General features: G+C 41.9%; 23 protein-coding genes and 2 tRNA genes. 8 read left to right on the forward strand and 17 right to left on the reverse strand.

Annotated elements, in window-relative coordinates; all coding sequences use genetic code 11:
* Positions 1 to 19: 19 nt before the first annotated feature.
* Both JMX75_RS00800 and JMX75_RS00805 read right to left on the reverse strand, forming a co-directional pair.
* Positions 20 to 778 carry an endonuclease/exonuclease/phosphatase family protein gene (locus JMX75_RS00800; RefSeq protein ID WP_041752899.1) on the reverse strand — a complete coding sequence of 253 codons (759 nt, stop codon included), beginning with the start codon at positions 776 to 778 and terminating at the stop codon, positions 20 to 22.
* A 217-nt stretch (positions 779 to 995) separates the two neighbouring features.
* Positions 996 to 2,108: a hypothetical protein gene (locus JMX75_RS00805; RefSeq protein ID WP_201530576.1), complete on the reverse strand. Its 1,113-nt coding sequence runs from the start codon at positions 2,106 to 2,108 to the stop codon at positions 996 to 998.
* 561 nt (positions 2,109 to 2,669) lie between these two features.
* On the opposite strand from JMX75_RS00805, the gene JMX75_RS00810 reads away from it, so the two are divergent.
* From JMX75_RS00810 to JMX75_RS00825, 4 genes are all read left to right on the forward strand, one after another.
* On the forward strand, positions 2,670 to 4,865 hold the full coding sequence (locus tag JMX75_RS00810; protein ID WP_201530577.1) for a M3 family metallopeptidase: 2,196 nt from the start codon (positions 2,670 to 2,672) through the stop codon (positions 4,863 to 4,865).
* Complete coding sequence (locus JMX75_RS00815) at positions 4,866 to 5,123, forward strand: YheV family putative metal-binding protein (RefSeq protein WP_133103969.1); 258 nt, start codon at positions 4,866 to 4,868, stop codon at positions 5,121 to 5,123.
* 147 nt (positions 5,124 to 5,270) lie between these two features.
* Positions 5,271 to 5,801: a hypothetical protein gene (locus JMX75_RS00820; RefSeq protein WP_201530578.1), complete on the forward strand. Its 531-nt coding sequence runs from the start codon at positions 5,271 to 5,273 to the stop codon at positions 5,799 to 5,801.
* Positions 5,802 to 5,844: 43 nt separating this feature from the next.
* Entirely contained in the window at positions 5,845 to 6,417 is a 573-nt protein-coding gene (locus JMX75_RS00825) for a hypothetical protein (protein ID WP_201530579.1), read from the forward strand.
* A gap of 111 nt (positions 6,418 to 6,528) precedes the next feature.
* Here the strand turns inward: JMX75_RS00825 and pnp are convergent, their stop codons facing one another.
* The 14 genes from pnp to tpiA form a co-directional block, all read right to left on the reverse strand.
* Positions 6,529 to 8,631 (reverse strand): polyribonucleotide nucleotidyltransferase, encoded by a 2,103-nt coding sequence (gene pnp / locus JMX75_RS00830; protein WP_201530580.1) that lies wholly within the window; start codon positions 8,629 to 8,631, stop codon positions 6,529 to 6,531.
* A gap of 602 nt (positions 8,632 to 9,233) precedes the next feature.
* Entirely contained in the window at positions 9,234 to 9,500 is a 267-nt protein-coding gene (rpsO, locus tag JMX75_RS00835) for a 30S ribosomal protein S15 (protein WP_011512454.1), read from the reverse strand.
* Positions 9,501 to 9,857: 357 nt separating this feature from the next.
* Entirely contained in the window at positions 9,858 to 10,037 is a 180-nt protein-coding gene (locus JMX75_RS00840; protein WP_133103973.1) for a hypothetical protein, read from the reverse strand.
* Between the two features lie 45 nt (positions 10,038 to 10,082).
* Complete coding sequence (locus JMX75_RS00845) at positions 10,083 to 10,241, reverse strand: hypothetical protein (RefSeq protein WP_188004066.1); 159 nt, start codon at positions 10,239 to 10,241, stop codon at positions 10,083 to 10,085.
* 58 nt (positions 10,242 to 10,299) lie between these two features.
* A complete protein-coding gene (locus tag JMX75_RS00850) occupies positions 10,300 to 10,824 on the reverse strand; it encodes a type 1 glutamine amidotransferase domain-containing protein (RefSeq protein ID WP_201530581.1) in 525 nt (174 codons plus the stop codon).
* Positions 10,825 to 11,206: 382 nt separating this feature from the next.
* The gene (truB, locus tag JMX75_RS00855; protein WP_201530582.1) at positions 11,207 to 12,298 is read right to left on the reverse strand and encodes a tRNA pseudouridine(55) synthase TruB; all 1,092 of its coding nucleotides are present in this window, start codon (positions 12,296 to 12,298) and stop codon (positions 11,207 to 11,209) included.
* A 16-nt stretch (positions 12,299 to 12,314) separates the two neighbouring features.
* On the reverse strand, positions 12,315 to 12,719 hold the full coding sequence (locus JMX75_RS00860) for a ribosome-binding factor A (protein WP_011279383.1): 405 nt from the start codon (positions 12,717 to 12,719) through the stop codon (positions 12,315 to 12,317).
* Between the two features lie 198 nt (positions 12,720 to 12,917).
* On the reverse strand, positions 12,918 to 15,644 hold the full coding sequence (gene infB, locus JMX75_RS00865) for a translation initiation factor IF-2 (RefSeq protein WP_201530583.1): 2,727 nt from the start codon (positions 15,642 to 15,644) through the stop codon (positions 12,918 to 12,920).
* Positions 15,645 to 15,793: 149 nt separating this feature from the next.
* Positions 15,794 to 17,278 carry a transcription termination factor NusA gene (gene nusA, locus JMX75_RS00870; protein WP_011512448.1) on the reverse strand — a complete coding sequence of 495 codons (1,485 nt, stop codon included), beginning with the start codon at positions 17,276 to 17,278 and terminating at the stop codon, positions 15,794 to 15,796.
* A 133-nt stretch (positions 17,279 to 17,411) separates the two neighbouring features.
* Positions 17,412 to 17,912, reverse strand: coding sequence for a ribosome maturation factor RimP (gene rimP / locus JMX75_RS00875; RefSeq protein WP_201530584.1), 501 nt, complete (start codon positions 17,910 to 17,912; stop codon positions 17,412 to 17,414).
* A gap of 458 nt (positions 17,913 to 18,370) precedes the next feature.
* Positions 18,371 to 18,447: transfer RNA gene (locus JMX75_RS00880), tRNA-Met, on the reverse strand.
* A 124-nt stretch (positions 18,448 to 18,571) separates the two neighbouring features.
* Positions 18,572 to 18,656 (reverse strand) — tRNA-Leu (locus JMX75_RS00885).
* Positions 18,657 to 18,815: 159 nt separating this feature from the next.
* Positions 18,816 to 19,124, reverse strand: a complete 309-nt coding sequence (gene secG / locus JMX75_RS00890; RefSeq protein ID WP_011512446.1) for a preprotein translocase subunit SecG — start codon at positions 19,122 to 19,124, stop codon at positions 18,816 to 18,818.
* 228 nt (positions 19,125 to 19,352) lie between these two features.
* Positions 19,353 to 20,162 (reverse strand): triose-phosphate isomerase, encoded by an 810-nt coding sequence (gene tpiA / locus JMX75_RS00895; protein WP_201530585.1) that lies wholly within the window; start codon positions 20,160 to 20,162, stop codon positions 19,353 to 19,355.
* A 397-nt stretch (positions 20,163 to 20,559) separates the two neighbouring features.
* Between tpiA and pilB the strand changes: the two genes are divergently transcribed.
* The 4 genes from pilB (at position 20,560) to coaE (ending at position 25,434) form a co-directional block, all read left to right on the forward strand.
* Positions 20,560 to 22,272, forward strand: coding sequence for a type IV-A pilus assembly ATPase PilB (gene pilB, locus JMX75_RS00900; RefSeq protein ID WP_133103978.1), 1,713 nt, complete (start codon positions 20,560 to 20,562; stop codon positions 22,270 to 22,272).
* 237 nt (positions 22,273 to 22,509) lie between these two features.
* The gene (locus tag JMX75_RS00905; RefSeq protein ID WP_181209343.1) at positions 22,510 to 23,733 is read left to right on the forward strand and encodes a type II secretion system F family protein; all 1,224 of its coding nucleotides are present in this window, start codon (positions 22,510 to 22,512) and stop codon (positions 23,731 to 23,733) included.
* A gap of 25 nt (positions 23,734 to 23,758) precedes the next feature.
* A complete protein-coding gene (locus tag JMX75_RS00910) occupies positions 23,759 to 24,658 on the forward strand; it encodes a prepilin peptidase (protein ID WP_201530586.1) in 900 nt (299 codons plus the stop codon).
* Between the two features lie 83 nt (positions 24,659 to 24,741).
* Positions 24,742 to 25,434 carry a dephospho-CoA kinase gene (gene coaE / locus JMX75_RS00915; protein WP_201530587.1) on the forward strand — a complete coding sequence of 231 codons (693 nt, stop codon included), beginning with the start codon at positions 24,742 to 24,744 and terminating at the stop codon, positions 25,432 to 25,434.
* Here coaE and rlmB read toward each other — a convergent pair.
* Positions 25,397 to 26,167, reverse strand: a complete 771-nt coding sequence (gene rlmB, locus JMX75_RS00920; RefSeq protein WP_201530588.1) for a 23S rRNA (guanosine(2251)-2'-O)-methyltransferase RlmB — start codon at positions 26,165 to 26,167, stop codon at positions 25,397 to 25,399. The two genes, coaE and rlmB, sit on opposite strands and share 38 nt — an antisense overlap.
* Between the last annotated feature and the right edge of the window lie 99 nt (positions 26,168 to 26,266).

Below are 26,266 nucleotides of genomic sequence, written 5' to 3' on the forward strand. Positions count from 1 at the left end.
TCTATTAATAATTTTTACTCTATAGCAACGCCAGTTCTGCACTCAAAGGCAGATGATCAGACAGAGTTGACCACGGTTTACCCGTATGTACCCAAGCATCTTTTATTCTGAGATTACGGACATAGATACGGTCTAAACTCAATACAGGTAGCTTTGCTGGAAAGGTAGGCAGCAGCTTGCCGTGACAATGTTTAAAAGCTTCCGTCATACCCAAGCTTGATGCCAATCTATCACAAGACATTTTTTTCCAGTCATTGAAATCGCCCGCCAAAATCAGTGGCTGGTCAGGGGCAATCTCATCTCTGACATAGTTAGAAATCGCTTCATATTGCTTGATACGATCGCGCTCAAATAGGTTTAAATGGGCGCATAAAACCACCACTGGCACCTCCCAACCTACCGGCTGCACTTCACAGTGTAAAACCCCGCGCTGCTCAAGCTTATTGACCGTAATATTGACGTTGTGCTTGGGATCAAGTGGAAATCGGCTCAACACCGCATTGCCATGATGGCCGTTATCGTACTCTGAATTTTTGCCATAACTGTTTTCTAGTTGCAGATATTCACCAAACCATTCGTGCTGAGACTGGTCAGGGTACTCGTTATATTGAATATTGCGCTTAAGGTTTTGCCCCTGTACTTCTTGTAGGCAGAGTATGTCGGAACCTATAATATCAAGTGCTTGGGCGATACCCTGAACTTTGACCTGGCGATTCATCGGCGACATGCCTTTATGAATGTTATAACTTGTGAGTACAAAAGAGGTGGTATTAGTCATAATGGTAGTAGTCATAAACTCAGTATTTATAGAGTAGATATTGGGTTTTGAATATGGTCAGCTCAAAATAAAAAATAATCGTTTGAAATAGAATCGAGGCACTAGAAAACCATACATGTAAAAAGAGCATTGGCCCATACTGAACCAATGCTCTCATACTATACCTATGTGCTATCAATGACCAATGGCTAATTCGTTAATGAGCCTATGTCATCTATTAATAGCGGGTGACAAGAGCAATCGGTTGGTCTGCATTCATAATATCTTGTGGCATAAAGACCGCTTTACCGCCATTATGAATGACATGCTCAATGATTTCACCAATAGCATCATCAGTGATACCTTCTGCACTTGAGTCGTCCGCAAGACTTAGCGTTTGCGCTTTTTCATTAATTTTGGCTGGTTGAATATAGCCACGGCGGACATACAAGGTATCGCCTATACCCTGAAAAGCACTGCGATAGACTTCTTGCAAATCAGTCTGTAGTTTGTTCGCCCCGCGCGCTTTATCAATCTCGCCCAGTGCCGCTTGGTGTAAGGAGGTACGATAACCTTCTACTGCTTCTTGTACACTGTTGATAACATGCTGTGCACCACCCTCATCTAGATTGGTGGCGTTTGATACCGTAGCGATGATATTATCCGGACGGTCACAAACATCTTTATAGTAGCCAATATTTTTGCTATCACCGACTACGACTAGCGGCATTTTATGCTCGCCCCACAGCTCTTGAACACTCTTATCTACTTGGTTAAAGAACTCTTTTAACGCACTACTCTCATTATTCGCTGAGCGATCTGATCCGCCATCGCTTGTCGTATGAAGTCCATTATTGTCGATAGGAAAAGGAATGTTTTCCATATTATTTTGGGCAGTATCGTCTAGATCGAACTCTCGTATCACGCGATCATTAGAGGCTTCAATTAAACGTGCCTTATCACGAGTCAATACCAAAGTATAATAATGCACAGCGCTTGCCATATCACGCACTAAATCACGGGTCGCAAAACGATGTGAGATAACCACGCGCTCAGTGGTATCAATAGGCATACGGATCACTTGCACATCGTCAGTACTAGCAAAAATAGCTAAGGTATCTAGATTAAGATTATGATTCAGCTCTTTGGTCTTAGCATGGATATTGTCTAAGATAGTGGTCGCTGTACGCTTGTCATACTCATTGGTTAGACGTTCTTCGACGACTTTTAATTGGTTTTTTAGGGCAATAGGGTCTTTGTCATTAGCAGGGTGTTCGCGGTGCGTTTTGACAAAAATACTGACTGCTGGATTCGCCTTTGTCTCGCGTAAGCTTTTGAGAGTTGCTTTCATTTAATACTCCTTGTTTTATGACTATAAATTTCCAATACTACTTTTGGTACGCCTTGCCTGTTACTTATTCTAGATTTTTGCGGTCAGGCGACTGCATACTCTTAATAACATAGCATGCTTAACAGGCTATTCATACTACAGCACTATTAACGCCTGTTATCCTATTACACTACCAACTTGACCACACAAGCTATAGGGTTAATTTGCAAGCAAATGATGATGCTTTGTAAATAATATCAACGCTTGCCACAATAACCTTAATAACAGTAGCCTTAATAAAGGTCACTTGATTAACAGCTTAGCAGAGCTCAAGCTTCCAGCTTGTATTTTCATTAATGAAGACCCATTATTTAAATATTACAATGCTGATTATTAACAATGTTTATCAATACACCATAACGATTAGCCTCACATCAAACTATTTAACATTAAGAAACCTTGATCTTAATATATCTTTAAAATATAAACAGTAATGCCTGTTAATCATTTGAACGATTTGAATAATTACGCCAAATTAAACCCTTTTATCTGTCAAACTCATTATTTATAACGGAACCTTTTATGACTTCTATTTCTTCAAAGTTACATCTTGTCGATTTTGCCGATACTGCACCAAGCACTTTGCAACAGCAAGTAATCAGCGCCATTGACACGGCTAATGCGTTTTTAGATGAGTTGAAGGTGTCTACAGATAGCAAGGATACGTCTACCTCGATAGACGCTGAGCAAGCGCTAATTGATATAAAAAACTTTGACCACATCAATTTGGCATTGGATCGCAGTTGGGGCATTTTGTCGCATCTGAATAGTGTCATGAGCAATGATGAGATCCGCCATGTCCATCATGAGCTGTTACCAAAGCTATCAGCTTATGGTACGCGCGTTGGGCAGCATCAGCCGCTATTTAGTCGTTATCAAGCGATTGTCAACGATAAAGCTTTCTTCGCAGCGCTTGAGCCGGCACGAGCACGAGCTATTGAGCTTGCGCTACGTAGCTTTGAGTTATCAGGGGTCGCATTACCAAAAGCTGAGCAAGATAAATTTGCAGTCATTCAAAGTAAGCTGTCTACGTTATCAGCCACTTTCTCAGACCATGTTTTAGACGCCACTCAAGCTTATGCGTTGCCGCTTAAAACAGAGCAGTTAGCAGGTTTGACTGAAAGTGGTTTGGCATTAATAGCCGATGCTGGTGAGCAATATAAAACAAGCCAGCTTGCAAATGGTTCGCTCACGCAAACAGAGATTGATACCTTATCGACGCCTTATTATGTGGCAGGCTTAAATATTCCTGTGTATCTTGCCATTATGACCCATGCCGATGATCGCAACTTACGCGAGACGTTATATCGTGCCTATGTCACTCGCGGCTCTGAGTTTGATGAGCATACTAATGCTAAAGGTCAGTCTCTAAATAACGCAAATATTATGAGTGAGATTTTGCAGTTACGTGAACAAAAAGCCAGACTATTGGGTTTTCATAACTATGCAGAGGTATCGCTATCGACCAAAATGGCAGACAGCGTGGCAGAAGTAGAAACCTTTTTACGTGATTTAGCAGTGCAAGCAACGCCAACTGCTGCGCAAGATTTGGCGCAATTGCAAAAATATGCGCAAGATTACGGTATTGAAGATTTGCAGCCGTGGGACAGTGCTTATATCGCCGAAAAGGTCAAACAAAGCGAGTTCAGCTTATCACAAGAAGAGATTCGCCCGTACTTCCCATTACCAAAAGTGATTAGCGGGTTATTCGCTATCGTTGAGCGTTTATACGGCATCAAAGTACAAGAGCAAAATGAATCCGTATCACGCTGGCATGATGAGGTGCGTTTTTATCAGTTATTTGATGCTGATGATAACTTGCTTGGCGGTTTTTATTTTGATTTATTTGCCCGTAGTGGTAAACGCGGCGGCGCCTGGATGAGTGGCTTTCAGTCACGTTATAGTTATGAAGAGCAAAACCACCAACAGCTACCAGTGTGCTTTATGGTCGGTAACTTCACCCCAGCACTCGATGGTAAGCCAAGCTTATTGACTCATGATGAAGTTGTCACCTTGTTTCATGAGTTTGGTCACGGTTTACATCATCTGTTGACTCAAGTAACGGTAGGTGATGTTGCTGGGGTCAATGGCGTTGAGTGGGATGCGGTCGAGCTGCCAAGCCAGTTTATGGAAAACTGGGCATGGGAGGCGGAAGGTATTGCTCTTATTAGCAGTCATGTCGAAACTGGCACGCCATTACCAAAAGAGAAACTCGATGCGCTATTGGCAGTCAAAAACTTCCAAAGTGGTTTGCAAACGCTCCGTCAAATCGAATTTTCTTTGTTTGATTTGTTGATTCATGCGCACACGCCAGCGCTTAATTATGAAGGTATCTTGACTACGCTTAACAGCGTACGTAATGATATTGCCATTTTACAGACGCCTGATTACAACCGCTTTGCCAATGGCTTTAGTCACATTTTTGCTGGTGGTTATGCCGCTGGTTATTATTCTTATAAATGGGCAGAGCTGTTGTCTGCTGATGCTTTTAGTAAATTTGAAGAAGACGGCATTTTTAATCCCATCACAGGTAAAGCCTTCCGTGAGACTATTTTATCAGTGGGCGGTAGTTTTCCAGCTAAGGTGAATTTTGAAAATTTCCGTGGTCGTAGCGCCAGTATTGATGCTTTGCTACGTCATAGCGGTTTTTCTGATACTGAAGACCAGACTAAAAGTAGTACGGCTGCCAATGCCTTAATAACACGCGAGGTGATTTAAATGCGCTATCAATCAACGCGCCCAAAGCGGCAGTTTTTAGCGGGCGTTCGCTGCCCGAAATGTCAGGTCATGGATGCGGTAGTACAGGTCAATATCGTTGTGCCAGCGCCTGATGAATATATTGAATGTACGCTATGCGGGCATACTGAACATCGCCCTGATCCTGATGAGATCAGCGCAAAGAACCATCTTGAGGACCAATTAACTCGTGACGCTATGATTACCGGAACCAGTGGGACGGTCAAATTCAAAGAATAACTCTTTATATTTGACGATCAGACAGTCATATCTCATGATTGCTATAAACAATGCTGTATTTAATCGCCCTTCTATCAATAGATGGGCTTTTTTATTTCGAGTTTGCTATAGTATGGCAGGATATCTTTAACCTAAATTGAACGTAGTATGAAAAGCAAAAAAATGCGTCCTTTCTCCCATAAAGTCTCAAAAAAATCTACCCATTCTGCTAAGCCACGTCAAAAATGGTGGTTTGGTATTTTATTAATTGTGCTGTTAATCGGTTATTTCGTTTGGAAAGGCACGGCACCTCAATCTAATCAGAGCTCTGCTGAAAATTTGCCGGTGACTTCTGAACAAGATAAGTCTACACAGATTGCTTCTGTACCATTAGAAGATGACGTTAATAATATTATTGATGATGAAAATCAAGGTAGCGCTAGCATGACGGATTCTGATATCCCAGATTCTAAAGCCATCTTAGAAGCCCCATTACCAAAAACGAACAGCTTAGCCAAAGAAGAGATTGATCGTTTAGAAGATGAACGTAAGCGCTTAGCCGAACAAGAAAAGCTCGCTGCTGAACAGATTGCCATGACCAAACAATTAACCGAACTTAAGGCTCAAGAAATCGCATTACTTGAGCAACAAATTGCCCAATTAGAGGCTGATACTGCGGTTAAAACCACCACTAATTAGCAGTTATCGCCAAATAATGTATGCTTTTATTCAGGGGTTGATGATGGCATCTTTGCAACTCACTCATAATCCTATTCTAAATAGCAGCGCTCAGCTGCTCATACTTCCTGTTAATAGCGCTGGTCTCCTTTTAGATCCTATTTTGACTCGCGCAAAAACCCTATATCCTGATAATTATCAACGTTACTATCGTGCGTGCCGTGATGGTAGCTTAATGGTTGGTAGCTGTTTGCTGCATAAACGCATACGTGAACAGGCTGGGCTTAGTATCAGTAGTAATGGCAACCAACCCAGTTATATTGCCAACCTTGTTATATCAGATCACCCTTATCATCCAGTAAGAGTACGCTGGTTGACGGCAGCTTTAGTAGATTTACGACAACAACTGACAACGCTGATACGCTATCAAAGTATCCGTCACATTGCTCTGCTTGCCCGTCCCCTTATTTATAGCCATTCACGCAATGAAGCCAATCCTTCGACCAATGAGTCTCTTATAACAAACGCGCTTCCATTAGATTGGCATATTGATATATTGCCTCTCATAGCCCATTATTTAGCAAATTTACCTAAGCTTCGCATTGATATCCATGTACCTAAAGACGTTGCCATATAGCATATTTTCTAATTTTAGTTATATTTTACGTCCATAAAAAAACCGCCTTGAGCACTCATAATAAGTGATTCAAGGCGGTTTTTAAATATTAACGCTATCAAATATCAAGCATTAGCTCTGCTCAATACCTTTCATAGTCAATTTGATACGACCACGATTATCAACGTCTTGAACCAATACTTTCACGATTTGACCTTCTTTTAGATAGTCAGATACGTTTTCTACGCGCTCATCAGCGATTTGCGAGATATGCACGAGACCATCAGTATTTGGCAATACGTTAATAAAGGCTCCGAAGTCAACGATACGAGCAACCGTACCTTCGTAAGTTTTACCTACTTCAACTTCTGCTGTGATTGCTTCAATTTTAGCAATTGCCGCTTTAGTTGCCGCTTTGTTTTCACCAAAGATACGGATGGTACCAGCATCATCAATGTCGATAACCGCACCAGTTTCTTCCGTTAGCTGACGAATCGTTGCGCCGCCTTTACCGATAACATCACGGATTTTATCCGGATTGATCTCAATTACGGCATAGTTAGGTGCATGAGCATTGATTTCAGTACGGCTTTCAGGCAATACTTTGTTCATCGCGTCTAAGATATGGATACGACCAGCATGAGCTTGCTTTAACGCTTGCTCCATGATATCTGGGGTAATACCTTCGATTTTAATGTCCATTTGTAGAGCAGTAATACCGTCTTTAGAACCAGCGACTTTAAAATCCATATCGCCAAGATGATCTTCATCACCTAAGATGTCAGACAATACCGCGAAACGCTCGCCTTCTTTAACAAGACCCATAGCGATACCAGCAACTGGTGCTTTAATTGGCACACCAGCGTCCATCAATGCCAAGCTTGCGCCGCAAACAGAAGCCATAGACGATGAACCGTTTGATTCAGTGATCTCAGAAACCACACGGATAACATATGGGAAGCGATCGCTATCAGGCAGCATCGCTTGTACACCACGGCGTGCTAGACGACCATGACCGATTTCACGACGTTTAGGAATGCCTTCACGACCTGTTTCGCCTACTGAGAAATGTGGGAAGTTATAATGCAACATGAAATGGTCACGAATGGTACCCGCTAGCGAGTCAATCATATTGACGTCACGAGTATTACCAAGGGTAGTCGTTACCAATGCTTGGGTTTCACCACGTGTAAACAATGCTGAACCATGAGTAAATGGTAATACGCCCACTTGTACATCAAGGGCACGAACGGTTTCTAAATCACGACCGTCAATACGTGGCTTGCCTGACAAGATATTGTCACGAACGGTACGATATTTTAGATCGTTATAGATTTCTTTAAGCTCAGCAACATTATTGCTATACTCTTCTGATTCAGCATCACCAGCAAGAGCCGCGATTGCAGCGTCTTTGATTTCGTCAAGTTTCGCATAACGAGCTTGCTTATCAGTAACGGTATAAGCGTCAGATACTTGCGTACCGAACTGCTCTTTCATGCTGGTCTCTAATGCTTGATCGCGTACAGGAGCGGTATATTGTTGCTTAGCAGTACCAATTTCTTCTGCCATTGAGGCAATGTTATCGATAACGATTTGCTGCTGCTGATGACCGTATAAGACCGCACCTAGCATTTGATCTTCTGATAGCTCTGCAGCTTCAGACTCAACCATCAATACTGCAGACTTGGTACCAGCGACGACCAAGTCAAGATCACTTTCTTTAAGCTCTTCAAGGGTCGGGTTCAGTACGTATTCGCCATTGATAAAACCAACACGCGCCGCAGCAACAGGACCATTGAACGGGGCATCAGAGATAGCTAACGCTGCTGAAGCACCGATTAGTGCTGCGATATCCGCTGATTGAGTTTTATCAGATGACACAACCGTCGCTGTGATTTGAATCTCGTTTACATAGCCTTCAGGGAATAGTGGACGGATTGGGCGGTCAATCAGACGCGAGGTTAAGGTTTCAGACTCGCTCGCGCGACCTTCACGTTTGCCGTAAGCACCTGGAATTTTACCTGCTGCATACATTTTTTCTTGGTAGTTTACGGTCAATGGAAAGAAGTTTTGACCTTCTTTAGCATCAGACTTTACAACCGCTGCTACCAATACAGTAACGCCGCCCATGTGGACTAAAATCGAGTTGGCTTGACGCGCAATACGTCCTGTTTCGATAACAACTTGCTGGTTACCGTATTGGAATTCGCGCTTAATGGTATTAAACATTGTCATATAATTTTCCTAATATTGACTGACGAAATAATATCAGCACAAAAAACACTGATATCTGTCATTAAAATTCTTTGTGTATAGCTTCTAATCGACTGTCTTTACAGTTATAAATCCTGTCTATCGAAACTATTATTATCAAATATTTATCTTATGCTACTGGCTTGTCTAGCTCGCTTAGCCCTGCATATTGGTTGCTGCTAAAATTCGGTTTGCTATAACGATCATTTGGATTTTTATAGCATCAAAACCACTCCATCTATGGAGGCTTTTAACTACTTTACCTATGCATGTTTATCTATCATAAACAGTGCAAAAACCGACTAAGGCATTATTTTACAGTGATTTATGGTCATTGACCAACCTAATGCACTACTATCTATTTCTTAATAATTAGTTAAATATAAGCTTTTGTTTCTGTACTTAAACTCATACCATACTGATAAGCATAAAAAAACGGCGTGAAACTATTCCACACCGTTTTTAGAAAAATCTATTTTATCGATATCAACAAGCAAGTTCCAAATAGCTGCGCAAAAAATCTAAAATACTTCCCAGTTAAGGCATATCTCGTTTTAGCAACCATTTGTACTACTGTCGTCAAATTAACGACGTAGACCTAACTGGCTAATAAGGGTGGTATAGCGACCAAGATCTTTACCTTTTAAGTAATCAAGCAGTTTACGACGGGTATTAACCATACGGATAAGACCACGGCGGCTATGGTGATCCGCTTTATGTGCTTTAAAATGGTTTTGTAGATCGTTGATGCGAGCACTTAACAAAGCTACTTGAACTTCTGGTGAACCAGTGTCACTTTCACCACGTTGGTATTGAGCAATGATTTGTTCGCGATCGGCATTAGTTAGCATAAATCTCTCCGGCAATGCTAAGAGCACCAAGATAACCTTAAAAGTTTAAGTATCGAGGAGCAATAGAATAGTCAATAAAATAGCCTGTACGTCATTCAGGACAACCCTGCATTACTAGAGTTGACCTAGTGTACGACAAGCTCAATGAAATGAGTCATAACTGTCATTTAAAACCATTTAGAATAATCTAAACCGTATTTAAATATGACGCCAATTATAACAAAAAACTGCTGGGCTAACAGCAGTTTTTTGTTATGGTTTTAAGAATATCTGATTATTGGTAAGTAAGATGACGAAATTGTTAGTACCAATCAAAAGTAAATATGAAATGTAGATACCAGCCTTATAATCTAAGACTTATTTATTTTTCTGGATATCTTCTTCGCTAGCCGTACCGCCTAGCTCATCGTCTGCTAAAGGCACAGTCGTAGCTTCTGCTAAACTATCAGGAGAGTTATCAGCACGAGGATTGATATCTTCTACAAGTTGATTAATCTCTTGTTCTTGCTCATCCATATCTTTTACTGAATTGCTCATAGTAACTCCTATTTACATTTAACTCATATATTCATACTTAAGAAGCTATTTATCTTCCTTCGTTTCCAAGTTATCAGCAATACGCTCTGCGGCAGCTTCAGTGTCTTCTGTATGATTATCTTCCGTCTGGCTTTTAAGTGCTGCTTTGGCAGAATCAGAACGTTGTTGCTCAAATTTGGTATCGTTTGGATTAGGCTGTGTCATCGTGTTATATCCTTATAGATAATGAATAAAAATTACTCTAAGTTGAAACGATTGGAACTTATGTTAAAGCTTTGTCAATCGCTGCGACGAAATTATTAATATCATCTGGGTTGCGTGAAGTAATCAGATTACCGTCTATCTGCAAGCTTTCGTCTACGAATTTTGCCCCAGCATTTTCTAAATCAAATTGTAAAGTATGATAAGCCGTTAACGTTTTACCCTTAGCTATACCAGTATTGATTAATATCCAAGGCGCATGGCAGATAACAGCAAGCGGTTTACCAGCTTCATTTATAGCAGTAATAATACTATGTGCATCTTCGTTACCACGCATGGTATCAGCATTAACCGTACCACCCGGCAAAACTAAAGCATCATACTCAGCAGGTTTTGCTTCTTTTGCAAACATGTCAGCAGTAAAGATATCGCCTTTGTTGACGTCTTGATGCATACCTTGGACTTCTTTTTCTTTATTGGTCGTTATTAGAAGTGTGCTGTAACCTTTGGCTTTTAGTTGGCTGTTAACCTCTTCATATTCTACTTGTTCAAAGTTGTTATGAAGTAAAAAAGCAATCGTTTTCATAGTACTTCCTATTATTTATAAATTACATTTATGACTGAATGATTTTCTTATAATTGTAAAAATTAATTTATATGAATTAATGTCTTATTATTTTTATTTAGTTTTACTGCTCAAATTTATCATTATTATTATTTTATTCAACGAAATTTATAGTAAATCCATTTTGTATTATTATCACCCTTTCACATTTTATATTGTGCTTTCTTATTATTCTTTTCATCCATGTCATGCTTTCCCTAGCTGACTTAATCAAGATACAAAAAAAGCAGGTTTCACTATAGGTGAAACCTGCAATAAAATGTGACGATATGTGATTTGTGTGAACTCTTAGTAAGTTTTGCAGTTTTTAAGTTATAAATCTAGCCAGATTTACATGTTGAAATTACAACTGAATCAGCTTTTTAGGTTGCAATCGACCATTTAAGCTCACTGCCCCTAAACCAATAAACGCACCCTGCTCATCCATAAGACGAATATCTATCGGTATTTCATGTACCAATTGCTGCTCGTTATCATCGTTAGTATCTTCTATATTTTGACTATCAGCAGCGCTGTTATTGTTAGCAGCTAAATGCTGATCGATAGCTGTTGCGATATAACTTTGCACATCATCAGTCAACTGATCGATAACATTCAAGCGTTGACCCATTTGTACGCGCTCGCACTGCTCTGACGATAGTGACAGCTCAGCACTAATATCAATGCAGGCATCTACTGGCAATAGATATGTCTGACGTTGTTCTAATGGCAATGCTTCTAAATCTGCAAGCGCAATTGTCTCATCGATTTTAAAATCACCCACTTGTAGACGGCGTAGTGCCGTCAAATGGCCAAGTGTACCCATCGCTTTAGCAATATCTTCTGCCAATACACGCACATAAGTGCCTTTTGAACAAGTTACTGTTAACTGGATTTGCTGCTTATCAATTGCTTTCAACTCAATGGCTTTAAGGACAATGTCTCTTGGCGGGCGGTCTACTTCTATACCAGCACGAGCATATTCATAGAGTTTTTTGCCATCTTTTTTTAAGGCAGAATACATCGGTGGAATTTGCTGCTGGGCACCTAAAAACTGCTGGGCGACTTTGTCTAACAGTGCATCATCAAACGCTGGAATCGGTGCCTCAGCAGTGACTTGCCCATCGGCATCACCGGTATCAGTTTGACTACCAAGTAGAATGGTTGCTTGATAAGATTTATCCGCATCAAGCTGATAGTGACTGAACTTGGTCGCTTCACCCAAACAGATAGGCAATAATCCCGTTGCCATTGGATCAAGTGTGCCAGTATGACCTGCTTTCTTGCTGTCATGGTTAGGCGATTTAAATAAATATTTTACCTTTGAAACCACTTGTTGAGAAGTCATACCTTGAGGCTTATCGACTAAAATCACACCAGAAACTTTAATCTTGTTAGGGTGATTACTAGACTTTTTATCCGCTTGCGTAGAGGCTTTTGTAGAAACAATCGACATAATGACTTTTACCCTTCTACTCTTCGTTTTCTTGCTCGTCAGACTCATTTTCTTCAGTTTTAATAACCGCTTTACTGATTAAATCCATCATGTAATTACCACGGGCAGTCACTTCATCATAATGAAAGCGCAAACGCGGTGTTGTGCGAGTCTTCAAACTATGACTCAGCTCAGTACGCAAGAAGCCTGCCGCTTTGTTTAGCACCTTGATGCTTTCTTCATGATTTGACATGGTCATGGCATCATTGAGCTCAGGCTCCATAATGGTCACATACACATCAGCATAGCCCAAATCTGGGCTGACCTTAACGCTAGAGATAGTGACAAAACCTGTCAGACGCGGATCGTTGACCGCGTCACGGATAAGGACAGCAAGCTCACGCTGAATCTGATCAGCTAAACGTTGTAAACGTTGGTTCATGTTATTACCTTGTTTTTATTGATCAATATAATCATTTATTAATAAGTTTAACGACTAATATTTGTTAAAAAAGGCCTAGCAGGATGTACCTGTTAGGCCTAAGTACAGCTGAATATTTATAAGATAGCTAATCCATCATGCCATGCACAGTTAATAAAGCGGATTGCATGATGCACCATCCTAATTTTACCAGTGACTTCAGATAGTACGTGCGAACTCTTGAATCTCAAAGACTTCAATTTTATCACCAGCTTCTACATCGTAACCGCGAACGGCTAGACCACATTCCATGCCCGTACGTACTTCATTAACGTCTTCTTTGTAGCGACGTAATGACTGTAATTGACCAGTAAAGATAACTTGGTCATTACGTAATACACGGATAGGTTTGTTGCGATAAATCGTACCTTCAACCACCATACAACCAGCAGCTGCACCAAACTTACTAGAGCGGAATACTTCACGAACGTCTGCAACACCTAAGATTTTCTCGCGATGTTCTGGCGCAAGCATACCGCTCATTGCCGCTTTCACATCATCAATCAAGCCATAAATAACACTGTAATAGCGAATATCCATGTTGGCAGAATCTGATTTACGACGTGCGGTAGCATCTGCACGAACGTTGAAGCCTAACAATACCGCTTCACTAGATTCTGCTAGCGTCACATCTGACTCAGAGATAGGACCAACGCCTGAGCTGATCACACGAACTTTAACTTCATCCGTCGATAACTCATTCAATGCGGCAAGTAGTGCTTCAAGCGAACCACGAACATCGGTTTTTAGAACGATATTTAGGTATGAAACATTACCCTGTTCCATCTGATCAAACATGCTCTCTAGACGCATCGCGTTTTGACGCTCAAGCTGACGCTCGCGCTCACGGTTGGTTCTAAAGTCTGCGACTTCACGGGCTTTTTTCTCGTCCGTTAAGACTAAGAATTCACTACCAGCTGCTGGCGTTTCAGGTAAGCCTAATATCTCTACAGGGATAGAAGGTCCAGCTGATTGAATACGTTTACCATGTTCATCAGTCATCGCACGAACTTTACCGTAATATTCACCAGCTAAGACTAAATCGCCTTGTTTTAATGTACCTTTTTTGACAAGGACACTAACGACAGGACCACGACCTTTTTCGAGTCTTGACTCAATAACCACACCTTGAGCAGGACCATCTAATGGTGCTTCTAATTCCATTAGCTCAGCTTGTAAGCTAATAAGCTCTAGCAGCTCATCAATACCATCACCTGTCTTGGCTGAGATACGAGCCATAGGAGTATCGCCACCCCAATCTTCCGATACCACTTCTTTTGCAGTCAACTCGTTTAGAACACGATCAGGATCAGCACTTGGCTTATCCATTTTGTTGATAGCAACAATCAGCGGCGTACCAGCAGCACGAGCATGATCAATCGCTTCTTCAGTTTGTGGCATCATGCCGTCATCAGCAGCAACGACCAATACAACGATATCTGTCGCTTGAGCACCACGTGAGCGCATTGCACTAAAGGCGGCGTGACCTGGAGTATCAAGGAAAGTAATAACACCACGTGCTGTTTTCACATGATAAGCACCGATATGCTGAGTAATACCGCCTGCTTCGCCCGTAGCCACTTTCGTTTCACGGATTTTATCTAGTAATGACGTCTTACCATGATCAACGTGACCCATGATAGTGACTACTGGTGGACGCGTTTGTACGTTACTGCTGCGCTCATCAACAGCATCTTGTAGATCGTCTTCAACTTTAGTATCACTGACGGGTACTGGATTGTGACCCATCTCTTCTACGATTAGACTAGCGGTTGCTTGATCAATCATGTCTGATTCGCGAGCAATTTCACCCATTTTCATGAGTAACTTAGTCACTTCACGAGCTTTCACTGCCATGCGCTGGGCAAGATCAGAAACCGTGATTTGCTCACTGATTTCTACATCATAAACAATTTTTTCGACAGGTTTTTCAAATTTATGCTGTGAAGACTGGCTTGAACGTAGACCGTTTTTGCGGTTCTTAATTTCACGCTCGTCTTGATTTTTACGACGACCACGGCCACGGGCACTAGTGGTACTGGTGCCACGCTTAATTTCACGACGTTCTTTCTCAAACGATTCTTCTAATGCGTCACCGACCAAACCTTCTGCCAATGGCTCATCTTTACGAACTTCACTTGCGGGCTGATCAGTATACTGACCGGCCATTTTACGCATTTGCTCAAGCGTACGCTTTTGCGCTTCTTCAGCTTGGGTACGGCGTGTTTCAGTTTCGATCTCGCGTAAACGAGCTTCTTCCTTTTCCCGCACTTCACGAGCTTTACGCTCAACTGCCGTCTCAACTTTTGGTTTCGTCGCTGTAACTTTCTTCTTAGGTTGTTCTTTCGGCTTAACTTCAACAGTAGTCTTGCCGCCTTTCTTCACAACCACTGACGTTGAAATATCGTCATTCTTGTCGTCTGACTTTTTGCTAGAGCCAAGGCTTGCACGCATCGCAGCTAAAGTAGCAGCTTGACGCTCCTCAGATTTTTTCTTAGTAGCAGCACGGTCTTCGGCATCTTTAGCAGCACGCGCTTGCGACTCAATCATCGCTTGCTCACGTGCAGCCAATTCTTCAGCCATCTTTTCTGGATCAGGCTTCTCGAACACTTTCTTTTTACGCACTTCAACATTGACGCTCTTAGATTTGCCCGAAGAGCCAGTCACACGCGCAGTACTAGTCGTTTTAGACTTCAGACTAATGCGACGCTTTTCTTCCTGACCATGACTTTGCTTTAAATACGTCACCAACTTTTCCTGCTCAAGCTCGGTGACTAAGTCACCTTCTGCACGCGCAGGCAGTCCAGCATCTACCAATTGCTGTTGTACAGCACTTGCGGTTTTGCTTACCATATCTGCCAGTTCTTTGACGGTCTTATCTGCCATTTATTATCACCTACTGTCTATTATTTGCTATATGTTCAATTCAGTTGTTGGCTACAAATGATTGGGGTAAGGCTGATATAAATTTTGCTCATACCAGCACTTTATTATCGATAGCATATCACCAAAAGACAGCGATATGCAGTTACCGCTTATTCATTGAACCAAGATTCCCGAGCTTTCATGATGAGTTTTCCTGCGGTTTCAGTATCTAAGTCTTCGATATCTTCTAAGTCGAAAACGGCTTGTTCTGCTAAGTCATCAACCGTAATGATGTCCTTTTGAGCCATTTTATAAGCCCAGCTGACCGTCATTCCTTCAAGATCTTGTAGTTCCTGACTTGGCTCTTTCATGTTCTGTTGTTTGACCAATTCGTCTGCGATAACGACTTCTTTCGCACGCTCTTGGATCATATCAATCGCTTCATCATCTAATCCTTCAATATCGTAGAAGGTTTCGACAGGTACATAAGCCACTTCTTCAATACTGGTAAAACCAATATCGACAAGCGCTTGTGCTAAGTCTTTATCCACTTCTAGGCGTTCATAGAATAGTTCGATGAATGCTTTAGATTCGTTTGCTTGACGCTGCTGATACTCTTCTTCTAGCATCATATTTAGCTTATAGCCGGTCAGCTCAGAAGCTAAGCGTACGTTTTGACCTTGTGAGCCAATCGCACGTGCTAGCTGATCATTGGTACTAAAGATAATATCAGCCGTTTGCGTATCTTCATCTAAGATGATACTGCTTACGTCTGCAGGCTCTAAAGCGCTGATGATAAATTGGGCAGGATCATCTGACCAAACCACTACATCAATACGCTCGCCATCAAGCTCTTGCTGTACTGCTTGGATACGTGTACCACGCATACCAATACAAGCACCAACCGGATCGATACGATGATCATTGGTTTTCACCGCTATTTTAGCACGAGTACCCGGTAAGCGCGCGACGTTACGAATTTCGATAATTTGTTCTGCAATCTCAGGCACTTCTTTTTGCATCAATGCCGAGAGCATTTCAGGATGAGTACGTGATAGAAGCAACTGAGCGCCACGGTTTTCACGGTTTACATGATATAAGATGGCATTGATACGCGATTTTGCGCGCAATTGCTCACGTGGTAGCATCTGATCACGTGACAGATAACCCTCAGCATTATCACCTAAGTCAATGATGTAACCATCACGGGTTTGTTTTTTGACTTCGCCATACATCATCTCGCCAACACGTGGCTCAAAAGCATCTGCTACTAAATTACGCTCAGCTTCACGAATCTTTTGGATGATAACTTGTTTGGCTTGAGTGGCAGCAATACGACCAAACTCGATTGACTCAATTTGCTCTTCTTTAATATCACCGATTGACCATTCTTCTTGATCAAGGTCAGTAATCGCAAGCTGACAAGCAGGCATTTCATGGTCTTCATCTGCAACCACTGTCCAATAACGATAAGTATCATAATCGCCTGTTGTACGGTCAATTGAGACCCGCACTTCTACTTCCGGCTGATCGGTATATACTTTTTTCTTAGTCGAGACGACCAAAGCATCTTCGATTGCTTCAAAGATATCTTCAGGATTTAAGCCCTTCTCGTTACTGACAGTTTCTACTACCGTTAAGATTTCACGACTCATACTATGCCTGTCCTATCATTTTTTAATTGACTTAAATTTTATAATTTTTGACTTACTCTATATTTTCACCATCAGTCATCTAAGCTATTAGACTAACTGCGTTTATACACTAAAAGGTCTAATAGCGAATAGATTAAGCATCTTCATAAATTAAATTGGCTTTATCAATATTGCTCAATGCAATCTCAAACTGATCACCATCAGTGGCAGTCAGCTTTAAAGAGGTGGCATCGATACTGTTTAAAGTACCAGTTGCTTTACGGCGTTTTTTATCACCTTCACCAATCGCTTGTATCAAACGCAAGCTCACTGTCTGACCGACATAAGCATGCATTTGCTCATCTGAAAAGAACGCACGGTCAAAACCAGGTGAAGAGACTTCTAAAATAAACTCACCGGAAATCGGGTCATGAACTTCAAGAATACCGCTCACTTGGTGATTCACTGCTGCACAGTTTTCAATCGTTACTTGTTTATTTTGAGCTTGCTCTTCTGGCAATGCCTCAATATAAATGCGTAACAAAGAGCGATTACCTTGCGGTGCAAACTCGATACCCCATAGTGCCACATCGCAAGCCGCGACGGCAGGGGCAATGATATTAGTCAATTCTGTAACTTTGGTCGAAAGCTTCATAATCTATTTATATTTTCCTATTCACTTATCTATCTTACTTAATAAATCCTGCTGAAGTTTTTCTTCACCATTATTTAATAAGAACCTATCGTTATTTAAACCACAGTGCTTGTCTTATGCTTAAAGCATAAACACAAATGATATCTACCGGGTATTTATATCAGGGTAAGCTTAACAAATATCAAGCTCAGCCGCGCTATGCTTTTATTACTTATAAAGCAGTACTATCGATAAAAGAGTGAGGAATAAAAGATAGTGTGCTTAAGTATCATCGCGCCATGAATGACATGTGATGACAAGCTTCTATAAATGGTATCGCACTCTATAGACATAGAGCTTAGCATAAGTAGGATAGATATCGCGATTACACAGACCGCCAGATACAAAAAAACCCACAAGCATAATGGTGGGCTAATTGTTACTGACAAATTTAGTGTGCAAAACATCAGTATAAAAAGTGGTAGCGGGGGCTGGATTTGAACCAACGACCTTCGGGTTATGAGCCCGACGAGCTACCAGACTGCTCCACCCCGCATCAATCTAGAACGCGTATTATAGGGAGGTTTTATAGTAGTGTCAATCTTTATTTAAAAATAATTTAAATTAAAAATCTTAGCTATTTATGAACGACTCACTTAATACGATACAACTTTAAAACTTGGTGCGATTGGGGGGACTTGAACCCCCACAGCTTGCGCCACCACCCCCTCAAGATGGCGTGTCTACCAATTCCACCACAATCGCATTACTCTAACTGTTCTCTCTATATTCTCAATACCCATTATAGTTGACGCGTAAGGTAAGCATCAAAGGTCTAAGACTTGTAAAAACAGAAAAAGCATTGTAAATGTAACGCTTTCAAATAGCAAGGGCTGCCTACTTAAAAAAGTAGAGTAACAGCAGCTACTGAGGATTTTGTGTCAAAGGCCGCGGTGTTTGTGGTGCTGAAACCGGTGCATCTAGACGAAACTGATCTTCTGCCTGCTTACGAGCATGGACCGCAAGGGTCATACTCGTGATAAAAAAGATGGCGGTCAATACGGCTGTCGCGCGTGTTAAGAAGTTGGCAGTGCCCGCTGCACCAAATACTGTACCTGATGAGCCGGCACCAAAAGAAGCCCCTGCATCTGCCCCTTTACCATGCTGTATCAAAATCAAGCCAATCATGGCAATCGCCACGATAATATGCAGGGCTAATATAAACGTAAACATGGTGGCCTCTTTTGCCGCGTAATGACGACTGATAACGAAAAACAAATCGTATGGTGTAATAGTGATAAAGATTGGCGGTAAATGTTGCCATATCGATGATATAAATAGGGCGTATTGTACACGATTGCAAGGGCACTGTTAAACCCACTTTTGCCAACTGATAAAGACATTTTGTGAATAACAATTACGATAAAGACTCACGTTTCTATCATATCTATCAAGAATCTACTAGATACTGGCTTGGCTAAAAGCGGTGGCAATCGTCAGAAAGCTGTCAGCTTTCAATGAAGCACCGCCAACTAAAGCGCCATCAATCATAGGATCAGCAGCAAAGCTATTGGCATTATCAGCATTGACACTACCGCCATACAAAACCGTCATGTTAGACAATGAGTCGGCAAATCCTGCCAACGTTCGCTTGATATGCTTATGAGTGGCGCTGACTTCTGCTACTGTTGGCACTTTACCTGTACCTATTGCCCATACTGGCTCATAAGCAATAATGAGACGAGTCGGTAATGCCTCAATAAGTTCTGGCTGCTGTGCAATGAATTCTTTGATAACCGCTAACTGATTATCAATGACTTTAAGAGTTTGCTTAGTATCATATTGCGCTTGGCTTTCACCAATGCAAAATACCACGCCTAAATCTTGTGACAATGCGTGAATCATTTTTTGCAATAAAGCATCGTTAGATTCTTGATGATACTGACGGCGCTCTGAGTGACCAAGGATTGTCCAAGTCGCTCCAGCATCGACTATCTGCTGCGCTGAACATTCACCTGTATAGGCACCAACACTGGCACTATGCCCACTAACGTCTTGAGCTGCACACAGTATTGAGGTGTCTTTTAGGCGACCATTCACTGCTGCTAAATGTATCAAGCTTGGTGCTACCATTATTTGACAACGCGCGGAGTTATCGTGGCTCATTTGCTTGGTTGTACTAATAGCAGCGCATAAGTCGTCCAGTAGTGCGTTTACGTCATGGCTCGTTGCTGGATTCTGCTTCCAATTTCCAATTACCCAAGCTTGCATTCTTCTCTACCTTGTCTTATATATGGCTGCCAATATGGCTAATATGCGCGCAAGTATAACAAATATTTCACAAGTGCTATAGTATAGTGCGCCCCAAATCAAAACTGACCTTTCAACCGTTGCTTTAGTAACTATTGCTAAATAATTATTTTTGATGAGCCAATCGAGCCTTACACTCTATAAAACCTTTGCGCTCACGCAAATCCCTATATGATTTTCTCAATATAGGATAAAGTGCAGACAATCGATTTTTTTATCTCAAACCCGTATTTAAAATAACTATTTTAATAATTAGCTCAACTATCAACGATAAAATGGCAATAAGTAAAACATGGTGAATAGCCTGCTATTTAGGTAAATATATCGCCTACCAGATGTCGAGCAAGGAGAAGTCTTAATGTCTATCACAACCAGTAAATACGGTGGCTTAGCACAGCAGCTGATTAGCGAAGGTATCGTAAGCGAAGCGCATATGAAAGCGGCGCAGACTGATTCGCAGCAGCAGCAAGTAGGACTGGTCTCTTATCTGGTAGAGCATAAGCTTGCCAATGCCTATCAATTGGCTCAAATGCTATCGCAAGCATTCGGCGATCCTTTATTTGATCTCGATGCGCTCAGCTCAGAGGTCATCCCAAAAGACTTGGTCGACGAAAAAATCGTCCGTAAGTTTAATGCCTTACCGATGTTTAAGCGTGGGCAGCGCTTATTTGTGGCACTGAGCGATCCGACCCGTATCGATGCGATTGATGCGATTGCCTTTAACTCTCGCTTGTCAATTGAAACCGTTGTAGTCGAAGAAGATAAGCTTAAAAGGCGTATTGAAAGCTTCTATGCTGATAGCATGCAAAATTTTGATAGCTTTTCTAATAGTGATTTGCATATTGGCTTTGATGAGAGTCAAGAAGAAGATGATGGCGAGACCAAAATCTCTGATAGCGTCGAGGAAGCACCGGTCGTCAAGTTTGTTAATAAAATGCTAGTAGATGCCATTCGTATGGGGGCGTCCGACTTACATTTTGAGCCCTATGAAAAAAGCTATCGAGTGCGCTTTCGAGTCGACGGTGTGATGCAAAAAATGGCCAACCCGCCCGTACAACTCGCGGGGAAAATTGCTGCGCGTTTAAAAGTGATGTCACAAATGGATATCTCAGAGCGCCGGGTGCCACAAGATGGTCGTATTAAGCTTAAGATATCTAAAGATAAGGCCATCGACTTTCGGGTAAGCTGCCTACCTACCTTGTTTGGTGAAAAACTGGTTTTGCGTATTCTAGATCCCTCATCAGCCATGCTTGGTATTGAAGCGTTGGGCTATGAGCCCGACCAACAAGATATGTTCTTGGAGGCGTTACATAAACCGCAAGGCATGCTCTTAATTACCGGTCCCACTGGTTCTGGTAAAACCGTCTCACTCTATACTGGTATTAATATCTTGAACACTGGTTCGACCAATATTTCGACTGCTGAAGATCCTGTCGAAATTAACCTTGAAGGTATTAATCAGGTCAACGTCAATCCAAAAGTGGGACTGACTTTCTCCACCGCTCTGAAGTCTTTTTTACGCCAAGACCCTGATATTGTGATGGTTGGTGAAATTCGTGATCTTGAAACCGCTGAAATTGCGATTAAAGCAGCACAGACAGGGCACATGGTACTTTCAACCTTACATACCAATTCAGCGCCCGAAACATTGACGCGACTACGCAATATGGGTGTCGCTTCCTTTAATATTGCCACTTCCGTGAACTTGGTCATTGCCCAACGATTGGCACGACGCTTATGTAAAAACTGTAAAAAACCCATTAGTATCCCACGTCAAAGTCTGCTTGAGCTTGGTTTTACAGATGCAGATTTGGACAATACAGACAATGTCATCTACGAACCAGTCGGTTGTAATGAGTGCCGTGAAGGCTACAAAGGACGTGTGGGCATTTATGAGGTGATGAAAGTCACTCCAGATATTTCACGTATTATCATGGAAGATGGTAACGCGATAGACATCAAAGATGCGGCGCTAAAAAACGGTTTTAGAGACTTACGTCGCTCTGGTGTTTTAAAGGTTTTACAAGGTGTCACCAGTATTCAAGAAATGATGCGCGTAACTTCTGAATAGCATATTTGGCTGAAAAGTTTGGTACAGATATTGCTCTGAGTAAATTTCATTATGTCCGTAAAACTTGTTGTTTAATTACTATTAAACAATAATAGCCAGTAGGAAAAATAAAACAGATAAACACTGGTTTTTTGCGCTAAAATAAAGTATATCCGCTTAAAACAATGGGTTAACTACGTTTTATAGCAGGCATTATCTATATTGGACTATATCAGACCATTTTTTCAAGGAACGGACATGGCAAAAGCTAAGACCGACATGCTGTTAGACTTTGTATATGATGGCGTCAACCGTCGCGGGCAAAAGGTAAAAGGTGAGACGACCAGTCGTAGCTTAGAGCTTGCCAAAGCCACGTTGCGCAAACAAGGTATTACGGTTAAAGGTATCAAGAAAAAGCCAAAACCCTTATACACCTTTAAAAAGTCTATCAAGCCTATCGATATTGCTATTTTTGCACGTCAATTGGCAACCATGATGAAAGCTGGGGTGCCATTGACTCAATCCTTTGAGATTGTCGCGGACTCTCTAGATAATCCGAGTATGAAAGACTTGGTGTTACAAATTAAAGCCGATATCGAAGCTGGTGGTACTTTTGCATCGGCATTACGTCGCCATCCCCGCTATTTTGACGATCTTTTTTGCTCGCTTGTTGATTCTGGCGAGCAGTCAGGTGCGTTAGAAACCATGCTAGAGCGAGTTGCGACTTATAAAGAGAAAAGCGAGCTGTTAAAAGCTAAGATTAAAAAAGCCATGAAATATCCTATCGCGGTCGTTGTAGTTGCTATTATTGTCACCATTATTCTGCTTGTTAAAGTCGTTCCAGTGTTTGCTGATTTATTTGGCTCTTTTGGTGCAGAATTACCTGCTTTTACCCAAATGGTCGTAGGTATGTCTGAGTGGATGCAAGCATGGTGGTTCATCTTAATTGTATTTATTGGTGGCGCAATTATTGGCTTTTCAGAAGCTAAGAAGCGTTCAAAGAAATTTCGTGATGTCCTAGACCGTGCGGTATTAAAAGCCCCAATATTTGGCAATATCGCTTACCAAGCAGTGATTGCGCGTTTTGCTCGTACGCTGTCCACGACTTTTGCTGCCGGCGTACCGCTTATTGATGCGCTAGACTCTACTGCCGGTGCAGCAAATAATGTCGTATTTTATAACGCTATTCAACAAATCAAAAATGACGTCTCTACGGGACAACAATTACAGTTCTCGATACGTTCAACCAATTTATTTCCAAGTCTTGCTATTCAAATGGTAGGTATCGGCGAAGAATCTGGTAGCTTAGAAGAGATGCTCGATAAAGTAGCAGTCTATTATGAAAACGAAGTTGATAACGCTGTTGATGGTTTGACCAGCTTGATGGAGCCGCTTATTATGGCGGTACTTGGCGTATTAGTCGGTGGCTTGGTCATTGCCATGTACTTGCCAATCTTCCAGATGGGCTCAGTGGTAGGCTAAAAGCTAATTAAAGGGTAGTTCGTTCATGCAATTTATACAGTTATTACAAGAGAACATGACAATCGCTTTAGTCGTATTTGGTCTACTAGGGCTGTGCGTCGGTAGCTTCTTAAACGTGGTAATTCATCGCACTCCGCTGATGATGGTATCGGCTTGGCGACAAGAGTGTAGCCAGTTTATGTATGAGCAAGCAGATATGCCGCGTGAGCATACGATGCCACTAGTTAATATTGTTGCCACTGATACACCTATTACCTTAAGTAAACCAGCATCGCGCTGCCCGCACTGTGCCCACAAAATTAAGTGGTGTGAAAACATACCTTTAATCAGCTGGATATTACTACGCGGACGTTGCTCAGATTGCAAAGCGGCTATCGGGCTTCGATATCCTATCGTTGAGCTAGTCACTGCTCTGCTATCTGTACTAGTCATTTATCATTTTGGCGTTGGCATGGTAGGGCTATCGGCATTAGTTTTAGTCTGGACACTGATCGCCTTAACTGGTATCGACTTTGATACACAGTTATTGCCTGACCGCTTAACTTTTCCATTAGCAGGGCTAGGATTGGCGGTCAATTCACAAGGTTGGTTTGTGCCCCCTACTCAGTCGATATGGGGCTTGTTATTGGGATTTTTATCGTTATGGGTAGTGGTCAAGATATTTTATTTAATCACCAAAAAGCATGGCATGGGACAAGGCGACTTTAAATTATTGGCAGTACTGGGTGCGTGGCTTGGACCTATGATGTTACCCTTGATTATTTTATTATCATCATTGCTAGGCTCTATCGTTGGGCTTATCTTGATGAAAAAACAAGGTGAGAGCAAGCCTTTTGCCTTTGGTCCTTATATTGCTATTGCCGGTATTGTGGCATTGTTATACGGCTCAGATATCGTTAATTGGTATTTAGGTATGTATACTTAAGCAATAGCCATTTCCCGATAGTTATGTTTAACCTTTCATTGATTACAGTCATTATCCTTCTATCAGTCAGATAAGTCATCATTATGTCAAAATACGCAGCAGCACCTTCACCTTATTCGCATCAGCCGCAAACGCCTGAGCATAAAAGTAAAATATTGGTAGTGGGTTTAACGGGTGGTATCGGCAGTGGCAAATCAGCCGCCAGCGACTGGTTCGCACAGCAGGGAATCGATATTATTGATGCAGATGTCATTGCACATCAAGTAGTGGTCAAAGGCAGCTCAACGTTGCGCAAAATCCAGAGGAAATTTGGTGATTGGGTGCTAAACGCCAATGGTGATATGGATCGCGCCGCTGTACGGACCCATGTGTTTACTTACCCTGATGCCCTAATTGAGCTTGAAGCGATTACCCATCCCGCGATACGCGAAGCTGCAAAAAAGCAATTGGCAGAGAGTACCTCGCCGTATGTGGTGTTGTCAGCGCCGTTATTGATTGAAGCGGCAGAAGCTGGGCTTGCCAATTTATGTCAACGTATTTTGGTGATGGATGCCACAGAAAATACCCAACTTGCACGAGCCAGTCAACGTGATGCGCTAAGTGTGCAAAAAATTAAAGCCATTATGGTCAATCAGCTAAGCCGTGAAGAGCGCAATCGTCATGCGGATGATGTGGTATTAAATGAGAGTGATCTTGCGGCGCTATATGTACAATTAGAGCCGCTCCATCAAGACTATCTTAAACTTGCCCAGCAGCTAAAGTTCGCTGCCGATTAATCTCATACAAAGCCATACCTGTCGCCACACTGACATTTAAGCTTTGTAAGTTGCCATGCTCGTTGCCTGACATCGGAATATAAACCAGCTCATCGCAGCTTTCTGTTGTCAGGCGACGCATCCCCTCACCTTCTGAACCCATGATAATAGCCGTCTTACCAGTCAGATCTGCAGCATGGATTGGTTTGGCATCGGCATTAAGAGCGGTACCAAACACAAAAACGCCGGCATTTTTAATTTTTGTCAGCGTGCGTGCTAGATTGGTCACGCTAACAATAGGCATCATTTCAGCTGCACCGACAGATACTTTAGCAACCGTTGGCGTCAAGCTAGCTGCATGATGTTTCGGACAAATGACTGCATCGACACCCATGGCTACTGCTGTACGCAAACAAGCGCCAAAATTATGGGCGTCCGTAATTTGGTCTAGTACCAGTAACAAACAATCATCTCGACCAGCAAGCGTATCTAGCAAACCTTCATCAGCGAAGCCTAATGGACGGGCGTTCAGCACTACGCCTTGATGTTGCGGGCTACCACACAGCTGAGTAAGTTTGTCTTTTTGCGTTGGTTGAATACTGATGCCATTATCACGTGCTTGCGCCATAATAGCCTGTACATGACTGTCAGTCTCGCGCCCTTGCTGTACAAATAAGCTCAGTCCATCAAGAGGACGGTATTCGAGCAAAGCATCAATGGCATGAATGCCATAAAAATAGGTAGGTTTTGCCATAATAGGCCTATTGATTATAAAGTGGGTATTGCACAGTGTTATAAAAAACATGCAATAAAAATAGAGATGTGTAATTGTAGCAATTAATGACCAGCTTCA

Source organism: Psychrobacter sp. LFX-11D, from assembly GCF_904846475.1.
In the GTDB taxonomy this organism is placed as follows: domain Bacteria; phylum Pseudomonadota; class Gammaproteobacteria; order Pseudomonadales; family Moraxellaceae; genus Psychrobacter; species Psychrobacter cryohalolentis.